Source organism: Legionella shakespearei DSM 23087 (assembly GCF_000373765.1).
Lineage (GTDB): Bacteria > Pseudomonadota > Gammaproteobacteria > Legionellales > Legionellaceae > Legionella > Legionella shakespearei.
This window is the reverse complement of sequence record NZ_KB892383.1, coordinates 71,639-93,650: the sequence shown is the minus strand read 5'-3', so window position 1 is coordinate 93,650 and position 22,012 is coordinate 71,639. Positions and strand designations below refer to the sequence as shown.

The following is a 22,012-nucleotide window of genomic DNA, read 5'->3' as shown; positions in this document are numbered from 1 at the left end:
TTATTAAAATTTTTATTCGCTACAAGGTAACAAATTATGAATCAAATTTTACTATACCAAACAGAGGATGGTAGCTTTCAAGTTGAAGTACCCATTGAAGAAGAGACTGTGTGGTTATCACAAAAGCAAATGTCCGAACTTTTCAACAAAGACATACGAACAATAAATGAGCATATCCAAAATATCTTCCTTGAAAAAGAACTCGTACGAGATTCAACTATCCGGAAATTCCGGATAGTTCAAGAAGAGGGAAAACGAAAAGTATCCCGTGACGTTGAGCATTATAATTTAGATGTCATTATTTCAGTAGGTTATCGAGTGAAATCTCAACAAGGCACCCAATTTAGAATCTGGGCGAACCAAATACTGAAAGAATACCTCATGAAAGGGTACGCATTAAATCAAAGAAGATTACAAAAGCAAACCCAACAGATCCAAGAGCTTGAAAAAACATTGGTTTTATTTCAAAAAGCATTAACAAACGATCTCAATCAAACTGAGGCGAGTGGATTATTATCCGTATTAACTAATTATAATCATAGCTTCATTCTATTAAATCAGTATGACACAGGCAATCTTCCAAAAGGCCAACTAAATAACAACATAACTTGTGAAATTGATTATTCCACAGCAATGAAGGCCATTCACGATTTAAAACAGAACCTAATATCAGAACACCAAGCCACTGAATTATTTGGAAGACCCAAAGATAATAGCTTTGAAGGCATTTTAGGCAATATCGTTCAAAGCTTTGGTGGAGAGTATTTATACCCTAGCATCGAAGAACAAGCTGCGCATTTGTTGTATTTTATTATTAAAAATCATCCATTTTCAGATGGGAATAAAAGGATTGGGGCATTCATATTCATTTGGTTTCTACAACTGAATCAATACCATCTGAAACGCAATGGAGATGTTAAAATTAATGATAATGCTTTGGTCGCTATTGCTTTGTTAGTTGCTCAAAGTGATCCTTCACAAAAAGATATTATGATTCAGTTAATTATTAATCTAATTAGAGACGAATATTAGCTCACATTGAATACACAAATATTTGGCCAATTTTAAGTGTGTAAGTAACCATAGGTTGGTATTAATTAGTTGATGCACATAACTAATTAATAACAACCCACCAGAAATTATATTATTGCCTTTAATAAAAATTAGCATGGCAATAAAGAGCACTGAGTTGTCGACAACTCAGATTAAAATCCAATTTGGTGGACACTTTCTGCCAAATTACTATCCTCCAAAAAGAATGTAACTTATTCAAAGTTAGCTTTATTAAATTTCTCAATGGTATGTGATTTTTTCCCTAGAGGGATAATAGAATTCAATTTCATCCATTTTAATGCATTAATAACCCTTGTTTGCTTAATATCCTCTTTTTTGTCATGCCACTCATAAAAACGTTTGATAATTTCATTATCATTAGGTTGTCTTTTCATCTCTATAAGCAAATCATTCCAACAAGAGAAAATTGTTGCAACAATTTCAGCTTGCTTATAATCCATTTGTCTCATGAGCCCAATAACATTATCAACAGCAGTCCTTGTTTCATCCAATATTTTTACTGCGTAAGCAACACCCTCTTGGATATTCTTATCAACTGCATAATTTATAACGAACCCATCACTTTTCTTAATCTTGTTAGTATAGAAATATTTATTTTTCATACATAGAGACTCAATACCAATATTCTCATTGTATAAAGCTCTTGGATCAAGAGGGCCAGCAGCTTCTCTTACATATTTAGTTTCTAAGTTATTATTCTGAATATAATCAACCATATAAAAAATTTTGGCAAATTTAGTTCTAGTCAATTTATCATCATCTTGTAACTGATTTACAATGTATGCGGCAAGAGCGGTTCTTTTTTTTAAAACTTCTTCAAATGGGGTATTTTTGCTCGAAACTTTTGTAGCACTATTGTTCACTCGAGTACTCAAACAAAATAAAGAACGATTGTTGCGCACGATTATTTCGTCTAATCGCTCGCGGAGTTTTATCGTGAGGGCAATAGCTCCCACAACGTGATCTAATTCTTTTATTTCATCAAAAGTTAATTTTTTACCTTTCCGAGACTTTAGCCATTTATCACAAACGTTATAACCACCAATCATGAAATCCCAAATCTTTTTTGAAATATTGTCTATATATTGATCATCATTTATCCATATCCTATTGTCTTCATATTTAATACACTCAATATTATTAGATCCTGCTTTAGGAAACTTTACATTCCCACTCAATTTGGTTTTATTTAAATGCAATGTGATTAACTCAATTCCAATTCTTGATAATTCAACGAATAGGTTTAAATCTGTGGTAATAGGAATTCGAGGAAAATCTTTTACTAAACGATAATTATATTTTTTCTTATACTCTTCACTATTAAGAATAGCGTATATGTATCCCATGCAATCTTGCGCACCAAAATCAGTAATCAAATCACCATTATGTTCGTAGTTAAACTTCAGTTGAATATTCTTTTCTATACATGAAATTAATTTTGAAGAAAAATTTGTATTAAGAATATGTCCCTCTGAAAATAGGTTCTGGTCATCATTGATTAAATACATTGGCATTACATAAGCGTTAGTTGATGTTGAAGAAGATAGAAAAGCCCCCTCAACAATTAATTCCGACATAAATACATGATTAAAGCATTCTCCTTTAGCCATACGAGATATGATTAATGCATAATTATTGTGGTGCGAAAGGTTCTTCATGACCTCATAACGTGGGCGGCAATGAAAACCTTTAGATTTTCCAGTGTAGTAAGTATACCTTACATCAAATGGTCTATAATTGATTTTTACTATATTTTCCCTGCTAGGTCCTGACTCTCTTATATCTGACTGGGCTAATTTAACTTGCCAATCGCAAACATCATTTCCCAAATGAAAATATGATCTGGCTTCAGACTCTTCTAGGTTAATAAATGTGTTTAAGGTATCCCACATTTCTAAATTTGACCAAGAAATACAAAGTTTATCCCGAGCAGTAACTATCCCAACACTTTTTATTATAAACATTTCATCAATGGGGAAAAAATCATCATATTCCTCGTCATAAATGTCATCTTGCTGAATAAAATAGTAGTATGGCTTCTTAGGATTTATTTCTTTCCAATCCGTAGTATTAATATCATTATTACTAAGCCAGTAATACTTTCCTGCAATTAGAGTATCAAGATTATATATTTCTCTCTCTCCCCAAAGATCGGAGTGATATATTTTAGCCAATTGGCCTTCACATTTTGTTCTATTTTTTATAAAAAAACTTATACAAACCCCTTGTTGAATATCAAATAGACCAATATCTTTTTCATTATCCGGGGTTCTTTCATTTTTCTTCACATTACCATGACAATCTAATATAAATATTAGATCAAATTCATTAAGGAGACACTTTCGCATTCCTGCAAATGTAGGATTATCAAGAAAACTATGGTTTGTAACAAAACCGATTACCCCATAACCAGTCATTTCTATTTTACGTTGTGCAAATCTTATGAATTTAACGTAATCATCATTTAGCCATTTAGTATTCTTATCCTTCATAGGCTGACCATCAAGAGTAAAATAACTAGCAGTTTTTTGTTTATTTTCAGAATCATACCCCTTCAATAACTCGTTCATCCATAATGTTTTATTTGCCGACTCAGCACGATATGGAGGGTTACCAATAATAACCATAACCGGCTTTTCATTTTTTATTTCTCTGGCTTCATTTGTCTCGTCAGCCAACCACTTTGTAAAATGAAAATCAAAACCAATATTAGGTGATTCTGACAAAGTGTTAGTTAAATATATATTAAGCCGTTGATCTTTTTGTGATTCATAACCAGACTCAATCAATTTTTGGCCTAGCTTCATATGGGCGATAGTATAGGGTGCCATGAGAATTTCAAATCCAAATAGCCTGGGAAGCAAATGTTGCGAGACATAATCAGACCAAAAACCTTTATTATTTTTAAACTTAGATTCTATTAGTGTTATTACTTCATCCAAGAAACTACCTGTACCGGTAGCTGGATCGAGAACAATAACTTTATGATAGTTAACATCTTCATTTTTTCGATTCTTTCTTGAAATTGTGGAATAATCAGCAAGTCCTTTTTCTACATAAAAATATTTCATTAAAATTAGGTCTATGCTCTTAACAATATACTGCACAATTGGCTTTGGAGTGTAATACACACCTCTTTCCGCTCTTGTATCAGGATTATAATGAGAAAGAAATCCTTCATAAAAATCTAAAATTGCATCCCCACTTTTCCCTGACTTTTTAAATTCATCAAGTATAGATAGAATATCCGTAGATTTTAGAATGTGGACTAAATTTTCTAAAATCCACACAGCTTCTTCATCAATATCTGGACCAGCAATTTCACTAAATGCTTTTCGTAAAAATGGGTTTGTTTTGGGTAAAAGATAAGTGGCATTTTCCCTTGAAAATTCACCTTCTGTACTTGCGCATCGAGCAGAAAATAAACCATAAACAATAGTTTGAGCATAAAGATCAGCAAATTTTTCTTCTGTTAGATCAGGTATTAAGATGCTCTTAAATGAATAAAATTGCTCGTTCAAATTAGAGTTCTTTTTATTTTTTAATATGGAAAAAACTGTTGTTTTTACCAGCCTTGCTATGTTTGCCATCTTTTTTGATAATTCGCTCGATGTTTTAATTCTTATTGTCTTATTTATAAAAAAATCATCTAAAGTTGAGAAAAGATCATTGAAATTACTATTGAATATCACATTATTTTTTGAGATTAATTCACCAATGATCACAGTTTTTTTTATTTCACCTCTAACATACCATCTGAACTCTAAAAAGTTTGTCAAAATAAAATTATCTAAGGCATCGACATACCGTTTTATCTGATCTGTTTTTTCCATTTTATTTAAATCTGTCCCAATATCCTTTGTTTCTATATAACCAACAGGTGTCGAGGCATCTATGATTGTAATATCAACTCGGCCATAAACTGCGGATTTTGGCTCGTTGATTACAATAGCATTTTTGTTAATTATTTTTATTAAAGTAAATAAGGCAGGACGATGAGTGTGTTCCGTTGCCTGGGCAGTCAGAAGATTCTCTTTTAGTGACAGTTGATACTCTTTTTGGGCATACAATTGTTCTTTTAGTTTATCCATAAGTTTGCTCAAAGATCCATTCATTTAATTATAGGCATCTGATGATAAAATTGCTTATTTGTATATTTACATAAAAAATGTTTGTGAGATCATCTGCGTCACTGCAATTTAGGTGCAGTGACGCAGGATTTATATTGTGAATTTATTTAATAAAAACAATAAATTGACATCTGTTTTTCAATCCTGCACCATGAGAATGAACAGATTTATTGCTGGACACTTGCAACACTCATACAACTTTGATAGTTTTTCACTTATACCCAGCTTTCATTTTTTCAACAAAATGAGAGTTCACGGATATCCTGCCTACTAGCAGCGCCAATACAATACCGTATTGACCATGGATAAGTTACTTCCAATCCATATAACGAGGTCAATATGCGAAAACAATCATTAAGACAAGAAGCTAATCTTATTCTTTCATCTAATCGTGGTAGTTTTCGTGAGAGAAAATATCGACGTTATGTCATCTATAAAATGATTAATAATTTATTTACTGTAGGCAAAGTGCCACCTAATTGGAAATGTATCGATGCTACTCACATGCAACTTTTAGTTAAACATTGGCATCAGCAGAAAATTAAGCCTTCGACCATGATGAATTATATGACTATCATCAGAAAATTTTTAAGGACTGTTGGTAACGAAACGACTAATATTGATAATCAAAGCCTGGGCATTATCGCTAGTAGAAAATCCCATAAACGCGTTAACATTCCCATAGAGCGGTGGCAAAAAATAGATGAGCCTGTTGCAAGGCTTCTTTTAAACTTGCAAATTCATTTTGGGCTTACATTGAGTGAAGCGATGCGGCTTAGGTCTGATGTCCATGTTCATAAAGACAAACTGTGGCTAACACGGGAATTAACATTTAACAGTATGGATCGATGCGTTCCATTTCGTACTGATGTTCAGACCAAGATTATTGATGAATTCATCTTAGCGACTGATGATCTATCTACGCTGATAGAACGATATGGTTATCGTTCATTGTGCTTTGCATGGAACCACGCTTTAAAAAAATTACGAATACCTGTGAAAAAATCCTGTCGATATCTTTATGCTCAGTTGATGTTTAAGGAACTATCGTCAACTTATGATAAGGATGAGTTAACTAAACTGTTGATGGATGAAATGGGACTAACATCACGAATTTCAATGTGGAATTACTTTAACAATAAATAATTAGATGGGACAGCTGGGACACGTGGGACAACCTTATCTATACTTATTTGTCAGTGTCCCAAGGTGTCCCAGTGTATTGGTGGCGGTGGGACAAATTGATCCTTGATACTACTGAATGTCCCACTTGTCCCAGCTGTCCCGGTGTATTATTCGTCTTGCCAAATTCGACTGGTAAAAACATATAAACGAGGTATGCCTATACCTCGTACTCGCAATTTTTGTGAGGAGTTACCATCTCTGCTGGGTTGTAACCATCCTTCGTTTACAAGAACTCTTGCTACTACTTTGGGATCATAACCATCACAGACCTCTTTCTTGAAGACCTCGCTCAATACAAGATACTCTCGATCACCATTATCTGCGGTACGAAAAAATCCGGCACGATTATGGATACGTTCTCCATTAGGATTGTTTACAGTATCAAATCGACTCGCACCATGGAATTCAAAAAAGGAGCGAACCTGAGACAAAATGGTTCTGTCTTCTCGATTACCTTGCCAACCAAATGAATCTAACCAGGTACAGAAACATTGATGAGCAGCTAATGTGGCATCGCCTTTCATCCATCCCGTTAACCCATATTGACTGACTAATTCACCAGCCACAGCAACCAAAGCAAATCTTCTTGCTACTCTCAGAATCTGTCCTGAGCAGTTAGGTATTGTTGCATTAGTTACAAATTGCTGAATGTCTTTAGAAATAGATTCGGAGAGTTGTAGTCGATGAGTCACAACATTATTTAACCACGCAAGACCTACAGTACCGTGGTACTGATTGGCTGCTTCTTTTAAAGCCAAGGCCATAATTGCAGGATTTTCATGTTCATGTATCTTTTCAAAAATACCCATATTCAAACCCGCATCAGCTTCAATATCTGCTAAGCGAATTTCTTGACCTGCATTTGTCTTTTGGCCTGCTTTGTTCATTAAAGCAGTTAAAGACTCTTCCCCTGCTGACAAGAAAAATAGTGACCAACGAGCAGATTGCCTAACCGTTCCATGGCGAGTGGCTCGTGTTTTACCTTGACCATTAGCTAACAAATAGGCTGCTTCACCTGCTTCTTTGGGATCCATCTGGCTTAATTCGTCCAGAATCAATAACCCATCATTATGTAAAGCCGCTAGACCCTCTAAGCCATTTGTAGTACTGCGCCATAATCGTGTGTAAGCATTTGGATTGCCCCATACTGAAGCCGCCACTTTTAATGCGGTCGTTTTACCTGATGACGATGCGCCTCGGAAATGAAAACCACCAGAATCTTCCCCACAGATATTTGCAAGTGTTGGGGCAAAAGCTGTTGATATCGCAAAAATTAGACGAGAATTGCCTGATGCTAATCGACCAATAGAGTCTCGCCATTGTTCAACTGTTCCAGAAGTTGATAATGCTGGTTCAATGGCATTTGTATTCTGCAAAACAATGATTTCTGAAGATTGGCCTATGGATTCAGAGGTTGTTACAAAAATATCCCCATGCCAGCCTAATCTATCGACACAACGTGCTCGTACTTCTACAGGAAACACCTGTAAATATGAAACTAACAAATCACGTGCTGTTTTGCTAGGTGAAATCGTAAGTCCTAAACGCGCCAACTCACGTCTTATATCAGAAGAATCACCTTGTAATAAGGCTAAAGGCATTGCCCATTGATGCTTGATGCCATCATCGTCTTGCCATTCCAATAACCGACCCCATTCGCCACTTTTAGCATCTCGCGTTTTAGCGACTACATACAATGGGGAACAGATCCATCGCGGAGGCAGTTCATTGCCATCTTTATCTGTTCCAATAAAGGAAACACCTTTGCCCGTTAATTTGAATCGGCCACCAGCATATTCACAAATAACAGGCTGTTGGCTCTGAATATTATTTAAAATTTGGTTCATGAAGCTCTCCAACAAGAGCTCATGGAAGGTATTGTATTGATAGAAAAATAACCTTCCTTGAGCCGTTATATTTCTATCAATCAGTTATTTGTTAAAACCAGTGTTTGACCTTGATCACTGGTTGAATAATAGATTTTTTGTTGTTGGAGAAAATCCATAACTTCGCTTTTTCGATACAAAACCTTTCTGCCAATTTTAATATAAGGTATACCTGCTCCCGCCCAACGATTTCGTTCAAGCAATTGGGTAGAACAGTTTAAAACAGCAGCTATAGTATGTTGGTTAAAGAGAGTTGAATTGGGCGCAGATTCAAATTCATTTAAGAGTTGGACTCTGGATGGTTTAGTCATAGACATAGTAAATACCTCATCAATTGATGTATCAATCGGCTTAATGCCGGCCAGCAGCATCCGTGCTGTTTGAATACCAGTCGATTCCATATCTACAGTTCATCTATCTGCTTTTTTGCATATAGACAACTCCCAGAACGATATAAATTCCATAAGCTATGAATCGTTCTGAATATACTGGGGAAATTGAAATATCCTGAAAGCATCTTTATAACGTTTGGGAACAAAGCGCTTTTTCAAATTCCGTCATGATTATTAGTTGAATTTAAAAGTGACGTCAAGTCTTATATCGTCGGTGATTATGATTGAACTCAAAAGAGCTTAATTGATACCCCCCTAAAAGAATCCTGGATTACCGCTATATATAGTAAGGGTTTAATCTTTGCAGGAAGCTGAAATGCTATTTATTGAATTAGCCCTGAAACGAGAGGAGTAATTTTAGTTATAGCATCATGAAATCCAGATATCACCGCAACTTTTTCAATTTTAGTCCAAAGATATCCCACGATAGTTTTGTCTGGAGTATTTTTCGCCAATTGATCTTTTAACGTTTCTATATCAACTGAAACTTCAAGTTTTTGATTATCATCCAAATTGCTATTAGCAATAGTTTGCTTTAATTTTTCTAACTCATCGTGAAGAGGCTTATAATTAACATTTACAATATTCCCATCGCCAATGGTTATTATGCTACCTGCACCACCAATATTTATTCCTGGATATCTGATATTTTCACTATAGTCAGAAGGAGCTTCTAATTTATCTATTCCCGCCGAAGAAATTACATACCAGGTTAAACTGGAAGGTATAGTATTGCCTTCCTTTGTTTTAACTGTTTTGGTTATTTCCGACTCATTAATCCACCCTTTATCTATTAAATAGGTCAGATTCGCAATAACCTCTTTTGGAGAAAGGCCAAAACTGTCCTTTAGTCCCTTTTTAATTTCACTAATTTTGGCTTCAGAACCATTTTTACCGCGTCGGCTTTTAGCAGAAGCATTTCTATCATAAAACCACTGCAAAATTTGATCTCGAATTTTATCATTTGGATTCATGAATCGTCCTTAAATAAATAACATCTTAAATATCCCTGATTACTGCGACACAGCTGCGACACAAAAATTCAGCACTAAAATAAAATTTCGTAACCCCTTGATTTTACAATGCCGCTGAGAGGAATCGAACCTCCCACCTTTTGATTACGAATCAACTGCTCTACCAACTGAGCTACAGCGGCATAGTATAAAATTATATTAAGTTTGCTTGTGTTGCAATACTGCTCCTATGGTCCAGTCGGCTGTTTTGTTGAGGGGCATGAAGTTGATGTCTTGTTGTTCTGGTAGGCCGTAGCCGTTTACTATCAGGGCGTAGAGGAAGGATGGGAGCATGCAGTAATTGTAGATCATGAAGTTGTCTGGGTAGGTTGTTTCCAGGGTGGACCATTTTTGGTGGCAGATTTCTTTGTCTGCGAAGGTGAGTAGTTCCTGGTTGTTGAATTTTTGGTTGCTGAGAGGGAATATTTTATCGTTTAGCAGGTTGGTTATTCCGCCCATGATGTACCAGTTTTCTACCGGGTTTCCTTCGATTACAGCTTTTACTTTCTTTTTTACGTAATGTACGCTGTTTATCAGGATGGAAATTTCATTGGTGCAGGTATGGGCATCGCCTTTGCCTGGGCGTCTGCTGGGGAGTTCGAACTCTATCGGGTAGCAGTATTTTAAATCGAAGTATTGGTGTCCCATTTCATTTTGGCCTAAGCCTAAGAAACTGTGGGAGAAGATTATGTGTTTCTTTCCGTATAGATCTATTTCTACAATGTCATCGTTGCGGACATTGGTACTGTCTTTTAATGGCACCACAATTTGTACTGAGGCACCGCCTATGTCCATCACCCCTGCCAACGGCTTTTCGTTTTGATCTAGCAGTTTTAACTGGTAATTGGTCGCAAGCCAGGCAAAAAGACCTTCTTCGTTGCCTGAAATGGTTCGTGCTTCAACCAGGCGCCAGTAATATTGTTTGTCGAACCACTCGGCTACCAAGTGGTTGACATTTTTATGATGGGGCTTTGGTAGTAAGCGCATGCCGGCGGTTGAATAAAAATAAACGGGCATTAATGCCGTTGGTGCATCTGTGAATAATTTTTCCATGTAGACTGCAATGGAACGATGTTCGTGTTCAATGGTGGATAAGCCTGGTAATGCCTTTCTGTTCCAGATTTCCCTGATATCAATTGGCGTTTTGGTTTTATCCAGGTCATAAGCGTAAACATGTAGTCTTGAACCGGAACTTCCTGCATCAATTATTGCAATACAGTGATGATTCAGACATTCCGATTTGTCGGCAAAAGCAGAAAAGGAGGAAATCAGCAGCACACTAAATAAAATCCATACACGATACATAATCTATCCTTACGACTGATGATGGGATCATCCTACCTGAGGAACTTGTCGTGGTCAAAATTTAATTTTATATCCTATAAAAAGAGCTGTTTATTCGTTTTAAATTCTTTATGCTGCTAAATGGCTACCGCAACAATAATTCCTTTTAATGACCATAAGATTATGCTATAAACGGCCGAATTTTTATGGTGACGGTAGAGTTTTTAAACCATAGATTTCTGAAAATTATTTTATTAATTTTTAAGAAAGAATAGTTTTAAATTTTTACGGTTAAATATAAGATTAGCAATAACGCATTTAAATTAACCTAGAGGTAATACAAAGCCTGTGAACAATAAAATATCAACGATAAACAAGCCTATCAAAGATAGTGGCTACAGACGCGGATTGAAAGATCGTCATGTACAACTAATTGCCTTGGGCGGAATTATCGGTTCAGGTTATTTTCTAGGGACAGGTGAAGTCATTAACCTGGTTGGACCTGCCGTATTTATTGCGTACATGTTGGGTGGTTTAATCATCTTTCTGACCATGCTGTGCATGGGAGAACTGGCTGTTGCCATTCCTATTTCCGGTTCTTTTGTTACCTATACTTCTGATTTTATCTCCCCTTCTGTTGCTTGTGGCGTGGGCTGGTCTTATTGGGTTAGCTGGGTGGCTTATATACCCGCCGAATGTGTGGCTGGCGGGATTATTATGGAGATGTTTACCGGTATTAATGGTTATATTTGGGCTGTGTGTTTCGGGTTTTTAATCACTTATATTAATCTGGCCAAGGTGGATACCTTTGGAGAAATTGAATTCTGGCTGGCATTAATTAAAATTGTATCCCTTCTTGCCTTCGTAGGTTTAGCTATTTTAATTTTCTTTGGCATAGTCCACGGCAATGAGCCTCCAGGAATAATCGGCTTAAAATACATCTGGGGTGATGGAGGCCTGATCCCTAATGGCGCTATGTCTCTGCTAACCGCCATGGTCTTGTTATTGGTCAATTATCAGGGCTCTGAAATTATAGGTCTTGCAGCTGGTGAATCAGAAAACCCGGCGCGAATGATTCCCCATGCTATTCGTAACGTGACCTTGAGAATATTGTTTCTGTATATTATTCCTGTCTTTTGTCTGGTGTTAATTTTCCCATGGCAAAAAGCTGGCCTTTCAAATTCGGTATTTGCTGACGCACTTAATTTTTATGGCCTGAATTGGGCTGGTGCTGTCACCAGTTTTGTTACCCTTACTGCGACCCTGTCCTGTGCGAACTCAGGGTTCTACGGTACCGTACGCTCTTTAAATGCCCTGGCACGTGATGGTATGGCGCCCCACCCTTTCGCTACATTCAATAAAAATGCAGTCCCTCAAAATGCAGTGATTGCTACTTTGATTGGTGTATGGGTTTTATTGGGAGTTGGTTTCTTCTTTGGTCAAACCAAGCTTTACATTGCTTTGCTGTTAGTATCGGGCTTTACGGGTACTTTGGCCTGGATTTCTCTTTGCATCGCGCAAATAAGATTCAGAAGCAGGTTGTATCAGGCAGGTTATTCCATTAAGGATTTACGATATGTAACGCCTTATTCTCCTTATACAGGGATTTTAGCAATACTCTTAATGGTTGCGTCATTGTTTTTCCTGGTTTTGAATGAAGATCCAATGTACAAATTAGCCTTCTGCTTTGGTGTGGTTAGTTTTGTGTTGCCTATAATTATTTATAAAGTGTTTGATTTATCTAAAGAGCGCCGTAAGGCCTTGCATGTGAAGAGCCGGGTGAAGTTTCAGGATTTATTTCCACCTCAGTAAGTTTTATCACCTGATCCCTCTATGATCTACGTCGTCCTGAGTGCGTGTTTTTGCGCGAAGGACGACGTGGAATCCCGTATTACGCTTCGCTAATACGGGCTACGAATCGTTAATGCAGTTTTTGGCCGTTGGGAACTTTGGGATCTGTGGTTATCAGGCAAATTGCGCCCTCAGCATCAGAAAAGCCTACTAATAAGAATTGTGACATGAATCCTGCGATGTTCCTTTCACCCAGATTAACACAGCCTATAACAGAGCGTCCTACCAGAGATTCGGGTGTGTAATGAACCGTTACCTGTGCTGAAGTTTGCAAGACGCCTATGTCGTTGCCAAAATCTACCCAGACTTTGTAGGCAGGTTTTTTAGCACGGGGAAATTCTTCGACTTTAACTACAGTACCCGAGCGCAATTCTACTTTTTCAAAATCATCATAAGTAATGGTCATAATTACACCTCATTTAGAAAATTGCCAACTTATCATAATTGGTATCATTTGTCTTGCTGCAAGGTTCACTGCCTGGACAGTTTAACCTATTCCGATTGAGGTTTTCTCTTCTCGCGCAGAGTTTCAATAACTACATAAAACACAGGTACGACTAAAAGGCTGAGAACGGTTGCAACAAGCATCCCCCCCAGGACGGTAGTACCAATAGAATGTCGGCTGGCAGCGCCTGCACCAGTTGCAGTGGCTAAGGGCATTACTCCAAAGATAAAAGCGAACGCTGTCATTAAAATAGGCCTTAAACGTAAGGCAGCAGCTTCTCTTGCGGATTCAATAATGGAGGCGCCGGTATGACGCTTTTCTTTGGCAAATTCCACAATCAGGATGGCATTCTTGGCAGCCAGGCCAATTAATAAAATCAAGCCAATCTGGGCGTAAATATCCAAATCCAGATTTCGTAACAATAAAGCCAGCCCTGCTCCCAACAGTGCTAAAGGCACTACCAATAAAATCATGAATGGCATGGACCAGCTTTCGTATAAGGCGGAAAGGAACAGGAATACAAAGACCATACACAGCATAAAAATCCATATCGCCATATTTCCTGCTTTGAGCTGCTGATACGTAATGCCAGTCCACTCCATTTCTATTCCTTTTGGCAAAACCCTGGCGGCCAAATCCTCCATAGCCGTCAATGCCTGCCCGGAGCTGTATCCAGGTGCTGGTGCGCCTGTAACATTCGCTGCGGTGTAAAGATTATAATGAGGAATATTATAAGGACCATTAGTGTATTCAATTTTCAGTAAGCTGCTTAAAGGAACCATAGCCCCTGTTTCACTTTTTACATACAGCTTGCTGATGTCAGTTATCTCTGCTCTGGAGTTGCCTTCGGCTTGAATCATTACCCTATAGGTCTGACCGTATTTAGTAAAGTTATTGACATAATAAGACCCCAGATAGGTTTGCAAGGTAGCCAATAATTCAGTAATCGATACATTCAGAGCTTTAGCCTTGGTTCGGTCTATGTTCAGATATAATTGCGGCACGCTGACCGACAAATCAGAAAAAAGGCCGTGAATGGCCGGTAGTTTATTGCCTTCGCTCACGAAATTATTGACTACTGAGGTCAGGTAATCGACACCAAAATTATTCACATCTTCTATTTCAAGCTGGAAACCTCCCACAGAACCTAAACCGGGAATTGTAGGTGCATTCACTACCCCAATGACTGCATCGTTAATTTTGGCAAATTCAGCCTGCACTGTTTTCATAATTCCGGCAGCACTTAATTCTTTAGTTGTGCGTTGATCCCAAGGGTTTAATATCACAAAGATAACCGCTGTGTTGGGCTGATTAATGGAATCAATAATATTAAAGCCATTGATACTTATCATGTTGGCAACACCTTCAGTGTTACTTAAAATTTTAAGTGCCTTCTTAACGGTCTCTTCAGTTCGGTATAAGGACGATGCATCTGGACCTTGAACTACGGTGATAAAATAGCCCTGATCTTCTTCGGGTAAAAATCCAGTGGGTAAACTTCTGAACACAAATGCAGTAGCAACTGCCAGTAACACAAAGACGATCAAAACATATTTTTTATGGGTTAAGCAAAAGTCCACACCCTTTTTATATTTTTCTAAAGTCGTCTCGTAACCCCGCTCAAACCAGCGAAAGACTATAAAATTATTTTTCACTTTCTGCTTTAATAAAATACCGCACAATGCGGGACTCAAGGTCAAGGAGTTAATTCCTGAAAGCGCTACAGAAAAGGCAATAGCCAGGGCGAACTGATTGTATAGGCTTCCCGTCATTCCCGGGATAAAAGCAACAGGAACAAACACCGCCAAAAGGATTAAAGTAGTTGCAATAATAGGCCCCTGTACTTCTTTGGTCGCCAGCAAGGTTGCTTCCCTGATGTCGGTAACATTCTCCTCCAGTTTCTTTTCCACGTTTTCCACAACAACGATGGCATCGTCAACCACCAAGCCTATTGCTAAAACCAGGCCTAACAAACTTAAGGTATTGATGGAAAAGCCAAAGACACTGAACAAGGCAAAAGTTCCTATCAACGAAACAGGTATGGCAATACAGGGAATTAAAGTAGTCCGCCAATTCTGGAGGAAGAAAAACACAACCAGGAAGACGAGCACAATCGCTTCAAACAAAGTAATGACTACTTCTTTCAAGGATTCTTTAACGAATTTGGTAGTGTCATAGACTATGGTGTAGGCCATGCCTTTGGGAAAATCTTTTTCCATTTTATTCATTAATTTTCTGACCGCATCAGCTAATTGCAAGGCATTGGCACCGGGTAACTGATAAATACCCAGGCTGGCATTTGGTTTGCCATTGAGTTGCGAGGTAGTGATGTAGGTTTCAGCGCCCATTTCAACCCGACCCAGATCTTTAATCCTAACCACCTGGCCGTTGTCTTTGGTTTTAACAATGATGTCAGCGAATTCTTCCGGGGTGCTTAATTGCCCCAAGGTAGTAATCTGATACTGAAAAGGAATGGTTTGTGGTACCGGAGGTTGTCCAATAACACCAACTGCCGCCTGCTGATTTTGCTCATTGACGGCTTTGATGACTTGCTGAGGTGAAATCCCCATGCTGACCAATTTATCCGGGTTCAGCCAGATTCGGATGGAATATTGTAACAGACCAAAGTTATTGACGTTACCTACTCCCGGTATCCGGCTTAAAGCTGGAGTCAAATGGATATCTGCATAGTTACCAAGAAATACATCGTCCAAAGTACCATCAGGTGATATTAAATTGACAACCAGAACCATATCACTGGAAACCTTTTGGATGGTCACGCCTGCCTGGGTGACATCAGGTGGAAGTAAAGGCATTGCAGTATTGGTATTGTTTAATACGTCAACAGCACCAATATCTATGTCATAGCCTACGTCAAAAGTAATGCTGATGACTGAGTTACCATTATTGGTACTGTCTGAGGACATGTAAATCATCCCTTCCACGCCATTAATATTTCTTTCCAATGGAGTGGTTACGGTGTCAGAGACTACTTGCGAGCTTGCACCTATGTATTGGGCAGAAACCTGAACTTCGGGGGGAACTATCGAAGGATATTGGGCAACAGGAAGAATTAAAATACAAATTCCGCCAAGCAGTACCATCATTATGGCTATGACCATGGCGAAAATGGGGCGATAAATAAAAAACTTAATCATTCTTTTTGCCTTTGGCTGCAGTATCTTGCACTTCTGGCTTCACTGCTTGTCCGGGCATGATCTTTTGCAGGCCGCTTAAAATAAGCAAATCCCCTTCTTTGACTCCCGAGGTGACTATATATTGCTGCTGATACATACCGGAAGTTTGAATCTTGGTTACTTCCACCTGATTATCCTTATTCACCAGATACACTGTTTTTTGACCTTGTGTCTCAACAACGGCTGATGAAGGAAGCAATATTGTGGGGTCATCTTTAGTCAGCTCTAAGGTAATGTTGACATAAATACCAGGGAGTAGCAGGCGCTCGGGATTATCAATTTCAGCACGCATCAGTATGGTAGAGGTCGGAGTATCAGCCTGATTATTAACCAGATCGACCCTGCCCTTGAAAACCAGAGTACTGTCATGCGGCAACGAAGCTTCTACATAAAAAGGCATGTTTTTACGATATTTCAAAAAGCTGCCGTAGTCTTCAACGCTGGGGCTGAATTGCACATAAATGGGATTTAATTGCACGACATTGGCCAGCAAGGTACTCTCCCCTGCCCCAACCAGATTGCCTACATCAACAAATTTTTCGCCAATGATGCCATCAAAGGGAGATTTCATTGAGCAATAACCCAAATTGATTTCTGCTGTTTCCACATTGGCTTTTTCAATTTGTACTTCTGCCTGGGCGGCAGCATATTTGGCAGCTACTTCATCATAATTGGATTGGGAAATGTCACCCTTTTTTACCAGTTCTTTCAAACGCAGATACTGAACCTTTTGATATTCCATATTGGCAATACTTTTGGAAAGCTGGCCTTTAGCCAAATCCAGCTGCGCTTCAAAAGGTTTGGGATCAATAACAAAAAGCAGTTGATCCTTTTTAACCGGCTTGCCTTCAACAAAATTCATTTGGGTCAAAAAGCCCTCTACCCTGGCTTTAATGCCTACGGCAGCAATAGATTGGGTGATACCTATATAGGTTCTTTTCAATGGAATTGCAGTGGGAGACAGCTTCATCACAGGAACGGATCGCGGTGTATTCTGAACTGAATCAGTATCATTACAGGACGTTAAAAACAATCCTATAGAGATTGCTACCGCATACTGTAACAGATGCTTGGAGAGCATATTTTTTCATCCCTGAACATATTGGTTTTCAAAAAAAAACGGGCAAATTAGTTATTAAAGCCCATGATAATAGAAATAGTAACACCGCTCTTGTTCCGTTTAAACAAGAGCTACATCTAATTGAAATTCAGGTACCAGACTTTTTAACAGAATCAGTAATTCATCTTCCTGATATTCGAGACATGCGGCGTTAAGCATACGCATAGTCTGGGTTAGTTCATGCCATTCCAGCTCACGGAACCGCGCTTTAAATAACTTCTCATGTTCCGTGGTAGCTAACTGCTCCGTCTCATGGAACAATTCTTCATACATTTTTTCGCCAGGACGCAAACCGGTATATTCAATGACAATATCCCTTCCTGGTTCTTTACCCGCCAGGCGAATCATTTGCTCTGCCAGATAACTGATTTTAACTGGCTCCCCCATATCCAGAACGAATATTTCGCCGCCAGAACCATTCACCATTGCTTGCAATATTAATTGGCAGGCTTCGGGTATGGTCATGAAATAGCGCTGCATATCAGGATGGGTAACGGTTAAAGGGCCACCTGCCTGTAGTTGCTTTTGGAATAAGGGAACAACCGAACCGGCAGATCCCAGAACATTACCAAAGCGGACAGTAATAAATTGAGTATCAACCCTGCCATTCAGGTTCTGACAATAAATTTCAGCAACTCGTTTGGTAGTACCCATGATATTGGTCGGGTTAACCGCTTTATCACTGGAAATTAAGATAAATTTCTCAACTCCAGCTGCAACACTTGCTTTGGCAACAAGCTCTGTTCCCATAACATTATTATGTACTGCAATACGCACCTGATTTTGTAACATGGGCACATGCTTGTAGGCTGCCGCATGGAACACAATTTCTGGCTTAAGCTGTTGAAATACATGATTAATTGCCACTTCATCGGTAACGCTAATCAAACATAATTCGATTGCAATATCGGGAAATTTCTCTCTAAGCTCTTGCTCTATACGATAAAGGTTGTATTCACTGCTCTCAACAATGATCAGACTTTGTGGTTTCAGTACCATAACCTGCCGGCAAAGTTCCGAACCAATAGAACCACCCCCTCCGGTAATTAAAACGCGCTTACCTGAAATGGCAATAGCTATTTTATCCCATTGCAGAGTGACCTGGTCGCGCCCCAGCAAGTCTTCTATATTGACTGCGCGTAAGGCGTTAACTTCTACCCGACCCGAAGCCAGTGCTGGAATGCTGGGAAGAGTCCGGAAGGTAACACCGGAAAGCTCGCAACTGGATACTATACGCCGCATCGTTGCAGAGCGTGCTGACGGGATAGCGATAAAAATTAAATCCACTTCATACTGGTTTACCAGTTTTTCTATCTCTTTCGTAGTGCCAAGAACACGAACGCCATGCACTTCCAGCCCGCGCTTGCTTATATTGTCGTCAACAAAACCTACAGGCACATAAAAACTGCTGCGTCTTAAATCACGTACCAGCCCTTCTCCAGCCTGACCCGCGCCAACAATAAGGACTTTTTTGATTTCCGCAGGCTGCTGAACTCTTCCCTGTTTATCCCATTGCAAACGCACTAATAAGCGGCCACCACACAAAATGGTTGCCAAAATGATGCAATAAAGAGGAAACACTGATCTGGGCAGATGCTGTAATATAGAAGAAATATATAAAGCAGGAATCACCAAAACAACTGCGGTAACTGAGGCTTTTATAATGCGGATGACATCATTTAAAGAAGAAAAACGCCATAAACCCCGGTATGTTTTAAAATAGTAATAGCAACTGATCTGAACCAAAGCCAAAAGTGTCAAGGCTATAGCTGAGTGCATGGATGTAAGGCTGCTGGGATATGGATGTAAATTATAACGTAACCAATAGGCGGTAAACCAGGCTACAGGAATAGCAGTCACATCAAACAAAATAACCGGCAGTTTTGCCATGATTTTTTTTATTAAAGCAATTATTGTTTGCATAAAATTTCAGCGTCAGATCCTTTCTATTTGGCAAAGATGGTACACCATGTTACTCATCATCGCATTAAAATTTTTTAAACAACTCGTATTTGTAAGTTGATAATACAGAGTCAGTAGAAAAAATTTTGTCCAATTTATAATCTTTATGATTGTTAAGCAATATTTTCAAACAAGCATCACTTGGTGCATAGATAATTTCACCCTGCTCTGTCAAAGAAGTTAAAATGATGATACCGGGCTTTTCAAGAAGGATTTGATGACAAAACTGCTCATATCGTTGTGATGCCGTGTAATGCGCCATCGCCAGATTATTCAAACAATAAGAGTCTGTAAAATTCAATTGGCTCAGATAAGGAATCAAACCGGAATCCCCCAGAACAACTGTATCTCCGGCACTGGCGTTTTCTTTAAGCCACTTCCCTACCTGCAAGCGTAATACTTCTCCCTTAATTGGATTCTCACTGAAGTAGCGATACTGAGACAAAGTCATCCAGGGCATAAAACCCACTGCTAATATACATGTTGTAGCGAACAGCGATACGGTATAAAAAGCATCTTTGTTTTTAAAAAAAACCAACAAAATCTGGCTTAATCCTTGTAAAGCAAGAGGTAACAGTAAAACAAAAGCGGGTAAAAATAACCTGTTATTAAAAGCAACAACAGGATCTGCATCAACCAACAGTAAAAGATAAACAAGGCTCGGCAACCATAAAAAATAATGGCGTTTGTCCTGGTTCTTGATGCACGCAGGAACAGCTAACAGGGCAAAAGGCCAGATGAATTTCAAATAGTGACCATCTAAAGAAGTCAGCGTTTTGGTAAATCCTTTGCAATAAATCGAGTTGGGAAATAAAAAACCGTAATAATGCCAACGCCATAGAAAATAGGGAAGATATATAAGTCCCAGAGACAGGCAAAAATACAAGATGCCTTGCCAATGCTCTTTTCTTCCCTGTTGAGGTTTATCCCAACAGATCAAAAGGAAAAAGAGTATCATCAAAGCTGGCGCTTCAGGTCTGGTCATGCCGGCAAATGCAAGAAAGACTCCTGAACAGATCAGGTATATAGAGCGAGGTTTGCGGATCAGCACATCGACACTGCCAGAATACAAGGTGTATCCCAATCCTCTGAAAATAAAATAAACCGAAGCACAAAGCAAAGCCTGATAAACAGTAGTCTCAAGTCCGCTGACAGACCATATTATTTGTCCTTTATATAGGAGTAAGACCAAACAAGGGAGCAGCGATTCGGTTCTGAAAAACCAAAATCGGCTGATTAAATAGACAAAAATGCAGGTTGCAATCAAACCAACAAAACCTGCTGCTTTCAAAACAAAGACGGGATCAGCCTTTAAAATTAAAGACAAAGCAGCCAATACTACAAAACTGAAATTGGAATAGCCTTCAACTGGCGGAGCATCAATATTCCACAACAAACCATCACCAGCAGCCCAATTCCTGGCATAGCGCAAGGAAATGTACATATCGTCTACAGTAAAAGGCCATATGGCCTGAATCTGTAAAACGAGCAAATAGCAAAACAGCGCAATAAAAATACTGTCGTACCATTGAAACCGTGATTTCATCTGGTTAATGCCATAGAGGTCAAGATGACAAAACACCAAAAATTCATGCGTGATAAATGATCATAGATAAACACATTAATAGGATCATCATTATCCACATCCACGGCGGCAAGTCCGGCAAAACGCCACAAAGCAATAGCTGCAAAGGGTAAGGTTAAAACAAAGTAAAAGGACTCATCTCGGGCAAAAATAATGTACGCCAGATAGGTAATGAAAGTAGCTATGCCAGTCGCTGTTATAAGCATACTAAGTAATGCAGGGTCGTATTTCTTCAGAACCTTTCGGGTAGAATTTTTTAATCCTAACTGCATTTCCAAACGACGCTTGTTTAAGGCAATAAATAAACTTAATAAAGTTGCAGCAACTAATAACCAGCCAGAAAGGGCAATGCCTATACCTACAGTTCCAGCCAAAACACGTAACATAAATCCGGTAGCAATGCAGGCAACATCAAAAACAGGTAATAATTTTAACAGATGGTTATAGGCAATGTTGATTAGCAGATAAACGGTTAAAATGATTGCCAACTGTTTTGATATTAACCACCCCAATGTGAGCCCGGTAAACAAAAGTAAAAACAGAAGAAAGATTGCATCTGTAACTGAAACCCGGTCACTGGCTATGGGTCTGCGGCATTTATGCGGGTGTAAGCTGTCTTCAGTCCGGTCTTGTATGTCGTTGTAAATGTACACTGCACTTGAGATCAGGCAAAAGGCCAGAGAAGCCAACAGTGCAGGAATAAAATATCCCGGAATTGGCGTATAAATGAACCCCAGCATGACGAATACGGATTTACTCCAGTGTGGGACACGAAGCAACGAGAAATAATTGATTAATCTGTCCATGTATCCTGCCCTGCTGATGTTGTTGATTAGTGCAATCATGGTATTGTTCTCACAAATCTAACTATAATTCTTTGGCTGTTAA

At 38.7% G+C, this 22,012-nt stretch carries 14 protein-coding genes and 1 tRNA gene; 3 read left to right on the top strand and 12 right to left on the bottom strand.

Annotation, left to right across the window (positions count from 1 at the left end):
• Window positions 1–36: 36 nt before the first annotated feature.
• Entirely contained in the window at window positions 37–1,032 is a 996-nt protein-coding gene (locus tag B094_RS0102480; protein ID WP_018576212.1) for a virulence RhuM family protein/type II toxin-antitoxin system death-on-curing family toxin, read from the top strand.
• A 233-nt stretch (window positions 1,033–1,265) separates the two neighbouring features.
• Here B094_RS0102480 and B094_RS15555 read toward each other — a convergent pair whose 3' ends face one another.
• On the bottom strand, window positions 1,266–5,165 hold the full coding sequence (locus tag B094_RS15555) for a type ISP restriction/modification enzyme (RefSeq protein ID WP_018576211.1): 3,900 nt from the start codon (window positions 5,163–5,165) through the stop codon (window positions 1,266–1,268).
• Between the two features lie 378 nt (window positions 5,166–5,543).
• Here B094_RS15555 and B094_RS0102470 point away from each other — a divergent pair, with 378 nt between their 5' ends.
• Entirely contained in the window at window positions 5,544–6,350 is an 807-nt protein-coding gene (locus B094_RS0102470) for a phage integrase N-terminal domain-containing protein (RefSeq protein WP_018576210.1), read from the top strand.
• Between the two features lie 146 nt (window positions 6,351–6,496).
• On the opposite strand, the gene B094_RS0102465 is transcribed toward B094_RS0102470, so the two are convergent.
• The 5 genes from B094_RS0102465 to B094_RS0102445 form a co-directional block, all read right to left on the bottom strand.
• Window positions 6,497–8,236 (bottom strand): DUF927 domain-containing protein, encoded by a 1,740-nt coding sequence (locus tag B094_RS0102465; RefSeq protein WP_018576209.1) that lies wholly within the window; start codon window positions 8,234–8,236, stop codon window positions 6,497–6,499.
• An 80-nt stretch (window positions 8,237–8,316) separates the two neighbouring features.
• On the bottom strand, window positions 8,317–8,592 hold the full coding sequence (locus B094_RS0102460) for a helix-turn-helix domain-containing protein (RefSeq protein ID WP_026253853.1): 276 nt from the start codon (window positions 8,590–8,592) through the stop codon (window positions 8,317–8,319).
• Window positions 8,593–8,990: 398 nt separating this feature from the next.
• On the bottom strand, window positions 8,991–9,641 hold the full coding sequence (locus B094_RS0102455) for a hypothetical protein (RefSeq protein ID WP_018576207.1): 651 nt from the start codon (window positions 9,639–9,641) through the stop codon (window positions 8,991–8,993).
• A 109-nt stretch (window positions 9,642–9,750) separates the two neighbouring features.
• A tRNA-Thr gene (locus B094_RS0102450) sits at window positions 9,751–9,823 on the bottom strand.
• A 16-nt stretch (window positions 9,824–9,839) separates the two neighbouring features.
• Complete coding sequence (locus B094_RS0102445) at window positions 9,840–10,985, bottom strand: acetate and sugar kinases/Hsc70/actin family protein (RefSeq protein ID WP_018576206.1); 1,146 nt, start codon at window positions 10,983–10,985, stop codon at window positions 9,840–9,842.
• A gap of 327 nt (window positions 10,986–11,312) precedes the next feature.
• On the opposite strand from B094_RS0102445, the gene B094_RS0102440 reads away from it, so the two are divergent.
• Window positions 11,313–12,776: an amino acid permease gene (locus B094_RS0102440; RefSeq protein WP_018576205.1), complete on the top strand. Its 1,464-nt coding sequence runs from the start codon at window positions 11,313–11,315 to the stop codon at window positions 12,774–12,776.
• Window positions 12,777–12,885: 109 nt separating this feature from the next.
• Here B094_RS0102440 and B094_RS0102435 read toward each other — a convergent pair whose 3' ends face one another.
• The 6 genes from B094_RS0102435 to B094_RS0102410 form a co-directional block, all read right to left on the bottom strand.
• Entirely contained in the window at window positions 12,886–13,221 is a 336-nt protein-coding gene (locus tag B094_RS0102435) for a tRNA-binding protein (RefSeq protein WP_018576204.1), read from the bottom strand.
• Window positions 13,222–13,307: 86 nt separating this feature from the next.
• Window positions 13,308–16,418, bottom strand: a complete 3,111-nt coding sequence (locus tag B094_RS15550) for an efflux RND transporter permease subunit (protein ID WP_018576203.1) — start codon at window positions 16,416–16,418, stop codon at window positions 13,308–13,310.
• Complete coding sequence (locus B094_RS0102425) at window positions 16,411–17,538, bottom strand: efflux RND transporter periplasmic adaptor subunit (RefSeq protein ID WP_018576202.1); 1,128 nt, start codon at window positions 17,536–17,538, stop codon at window positions 16,411–16,413. Before B094_RS0102425 ends, B094_RS15550 begins: the two co-directional genes overlap by 8 nt.
• Window positions 17,539–17,637: 99 nt before the next feature.
• Window positions 17,638–19,500: a polysaccharide biosynthesis protein gene (locus tag B094_RS0102420; RefSeq protein ID WP_018576201.1), complete on the bottom strand. Its 1,863-nt coding sequence runs from the start codon at window positions 19,498–19,500 to the stop codon at window positions 17,638–17,640.
• Window positions 19,501–19,564: 64 nt separating this feature from the next.
• Entirely contained in the window at window positions 19,565–21,085 is a 1,521-nt protein-coding gene (locus B094_RS0102415) for a hypothetical protein (protein WP_018576200.1), read from the bottom strand.
• Window positions 21,082–21,969: a decaprenyl-phosphate phosphoribosyltransferase gene (locus tag B094_RS0102410; RefSeq protein WP_026253851.1), complete on the bottom strand. Its 888-nt coding sequence runs from the start codon at window positions 21,967–21,969 to the stop codon at window positions 21,082–21,084. Before B094_RS0102410 ends, B094_RS0102415 begins: the two co-directional genes overlap by 4 nt.
• Between the last annotated feature and the right edge of the window lie 43 nt (window positions 21,970–22,012).

What these genes read in the sequence shown, in the direction of transcription:
- B094_RS0102480 (WP_018576212.1), top strand. Translation starts at nt 37, where the DNA reads ATGAATCAAATTTTACTATACCAAACAGAGGATGGTAGCTTTCAAGTT.
- B094_RS15555 (WP_018576211.1), bottom strand. Translation starts at nt 5,165, where the DNA reads ATGGATAAACTAAAAGAACAATTGTATGCCCAAAAAGAGTATCAACTG.
- B094_RS0102470 (WP_018576210.1), top strand. Translation starts at nt 5,544, where the DNA reads ATGCGAAAACAATCATTAAGACAAGAAGCTAATCTTATTCTTTCATCT.
- B094_RS0102465 (WP_018576209.1), bottom strand. Translation starts at nt 8,236, where the DNA reads ATGAACCAAATTTTAAATAATATTCAGAGCCAACAGCCTGTTATTTGT.
- B094_RS0102460 (WP_026253853.1), bottom strand. Translation starts at nt 8,592, where the DNA reads ATGTCTATGACTAAACCATCCAGAGTCCAACTCTTAAATGAATTTGAA.
- B094_RS0102455 (WP_018576207.1), bottom strand. Translation starts at nt 9,641, where the DNA reads ATGAATCCAAATGATAAAATTCGAGATCAAATTTTGCAGTGGTTTTAT.
- B094_RS0102445 (WP_018576206.1), bottom strand. Translation starts at nt 10,985, where the DNA reads ATGTATCGTGTATGGATTTTATTTAGTGTGCTGCTGATTTCCTCCTTT.
- B094_RS0102435 (WP_018576204.1), bottom strand. Translation starts at nt 13,221, where the DNA reads ATGACCATTACTTATGATGATTTTGAAAAAGTAGAATTGCGCTCGGGT.
- B094_RS15550 (WP_018576203.1), bottom strand. Translation starts at nt 16,418, where the DNA reads ATGATTAAGTTTTTTATTTATCGCCCCATTTTCGCCATGGTCATAGCC.
- B094_RS0102425 (WP_018576202.1), bottom strand. Translation starts at nt 17,538, where the DNA reads ATGCTCTCCAAGCATCTGTTACAGTATGCGGTAGCAATCTCTATAGGA.
- B094_RS0102420 (WP_018576201.1), bottom strand. Translation starts at nt 19,500, where the DNA reads ATGCAAACAATAATTGCTTTAATAAAAAAAATCATGGCAAAACTGCCG.
- B094_RS0102415 (WP_018576200.1), bottom strand. Translation starts at nt 21,085, where the DNA reads ATGAAATCACGGTTTCAATGGTACGACAGTATTTTTATTGCGCTGTTT.
- B094_RS0102410 (WP_026253851.1), bottom strand. Translation starts at nt 21,969, where the DNA reads ATGATTGCACTAATCAACAACATCAGCAGGGCAGGATACATGGACAGA.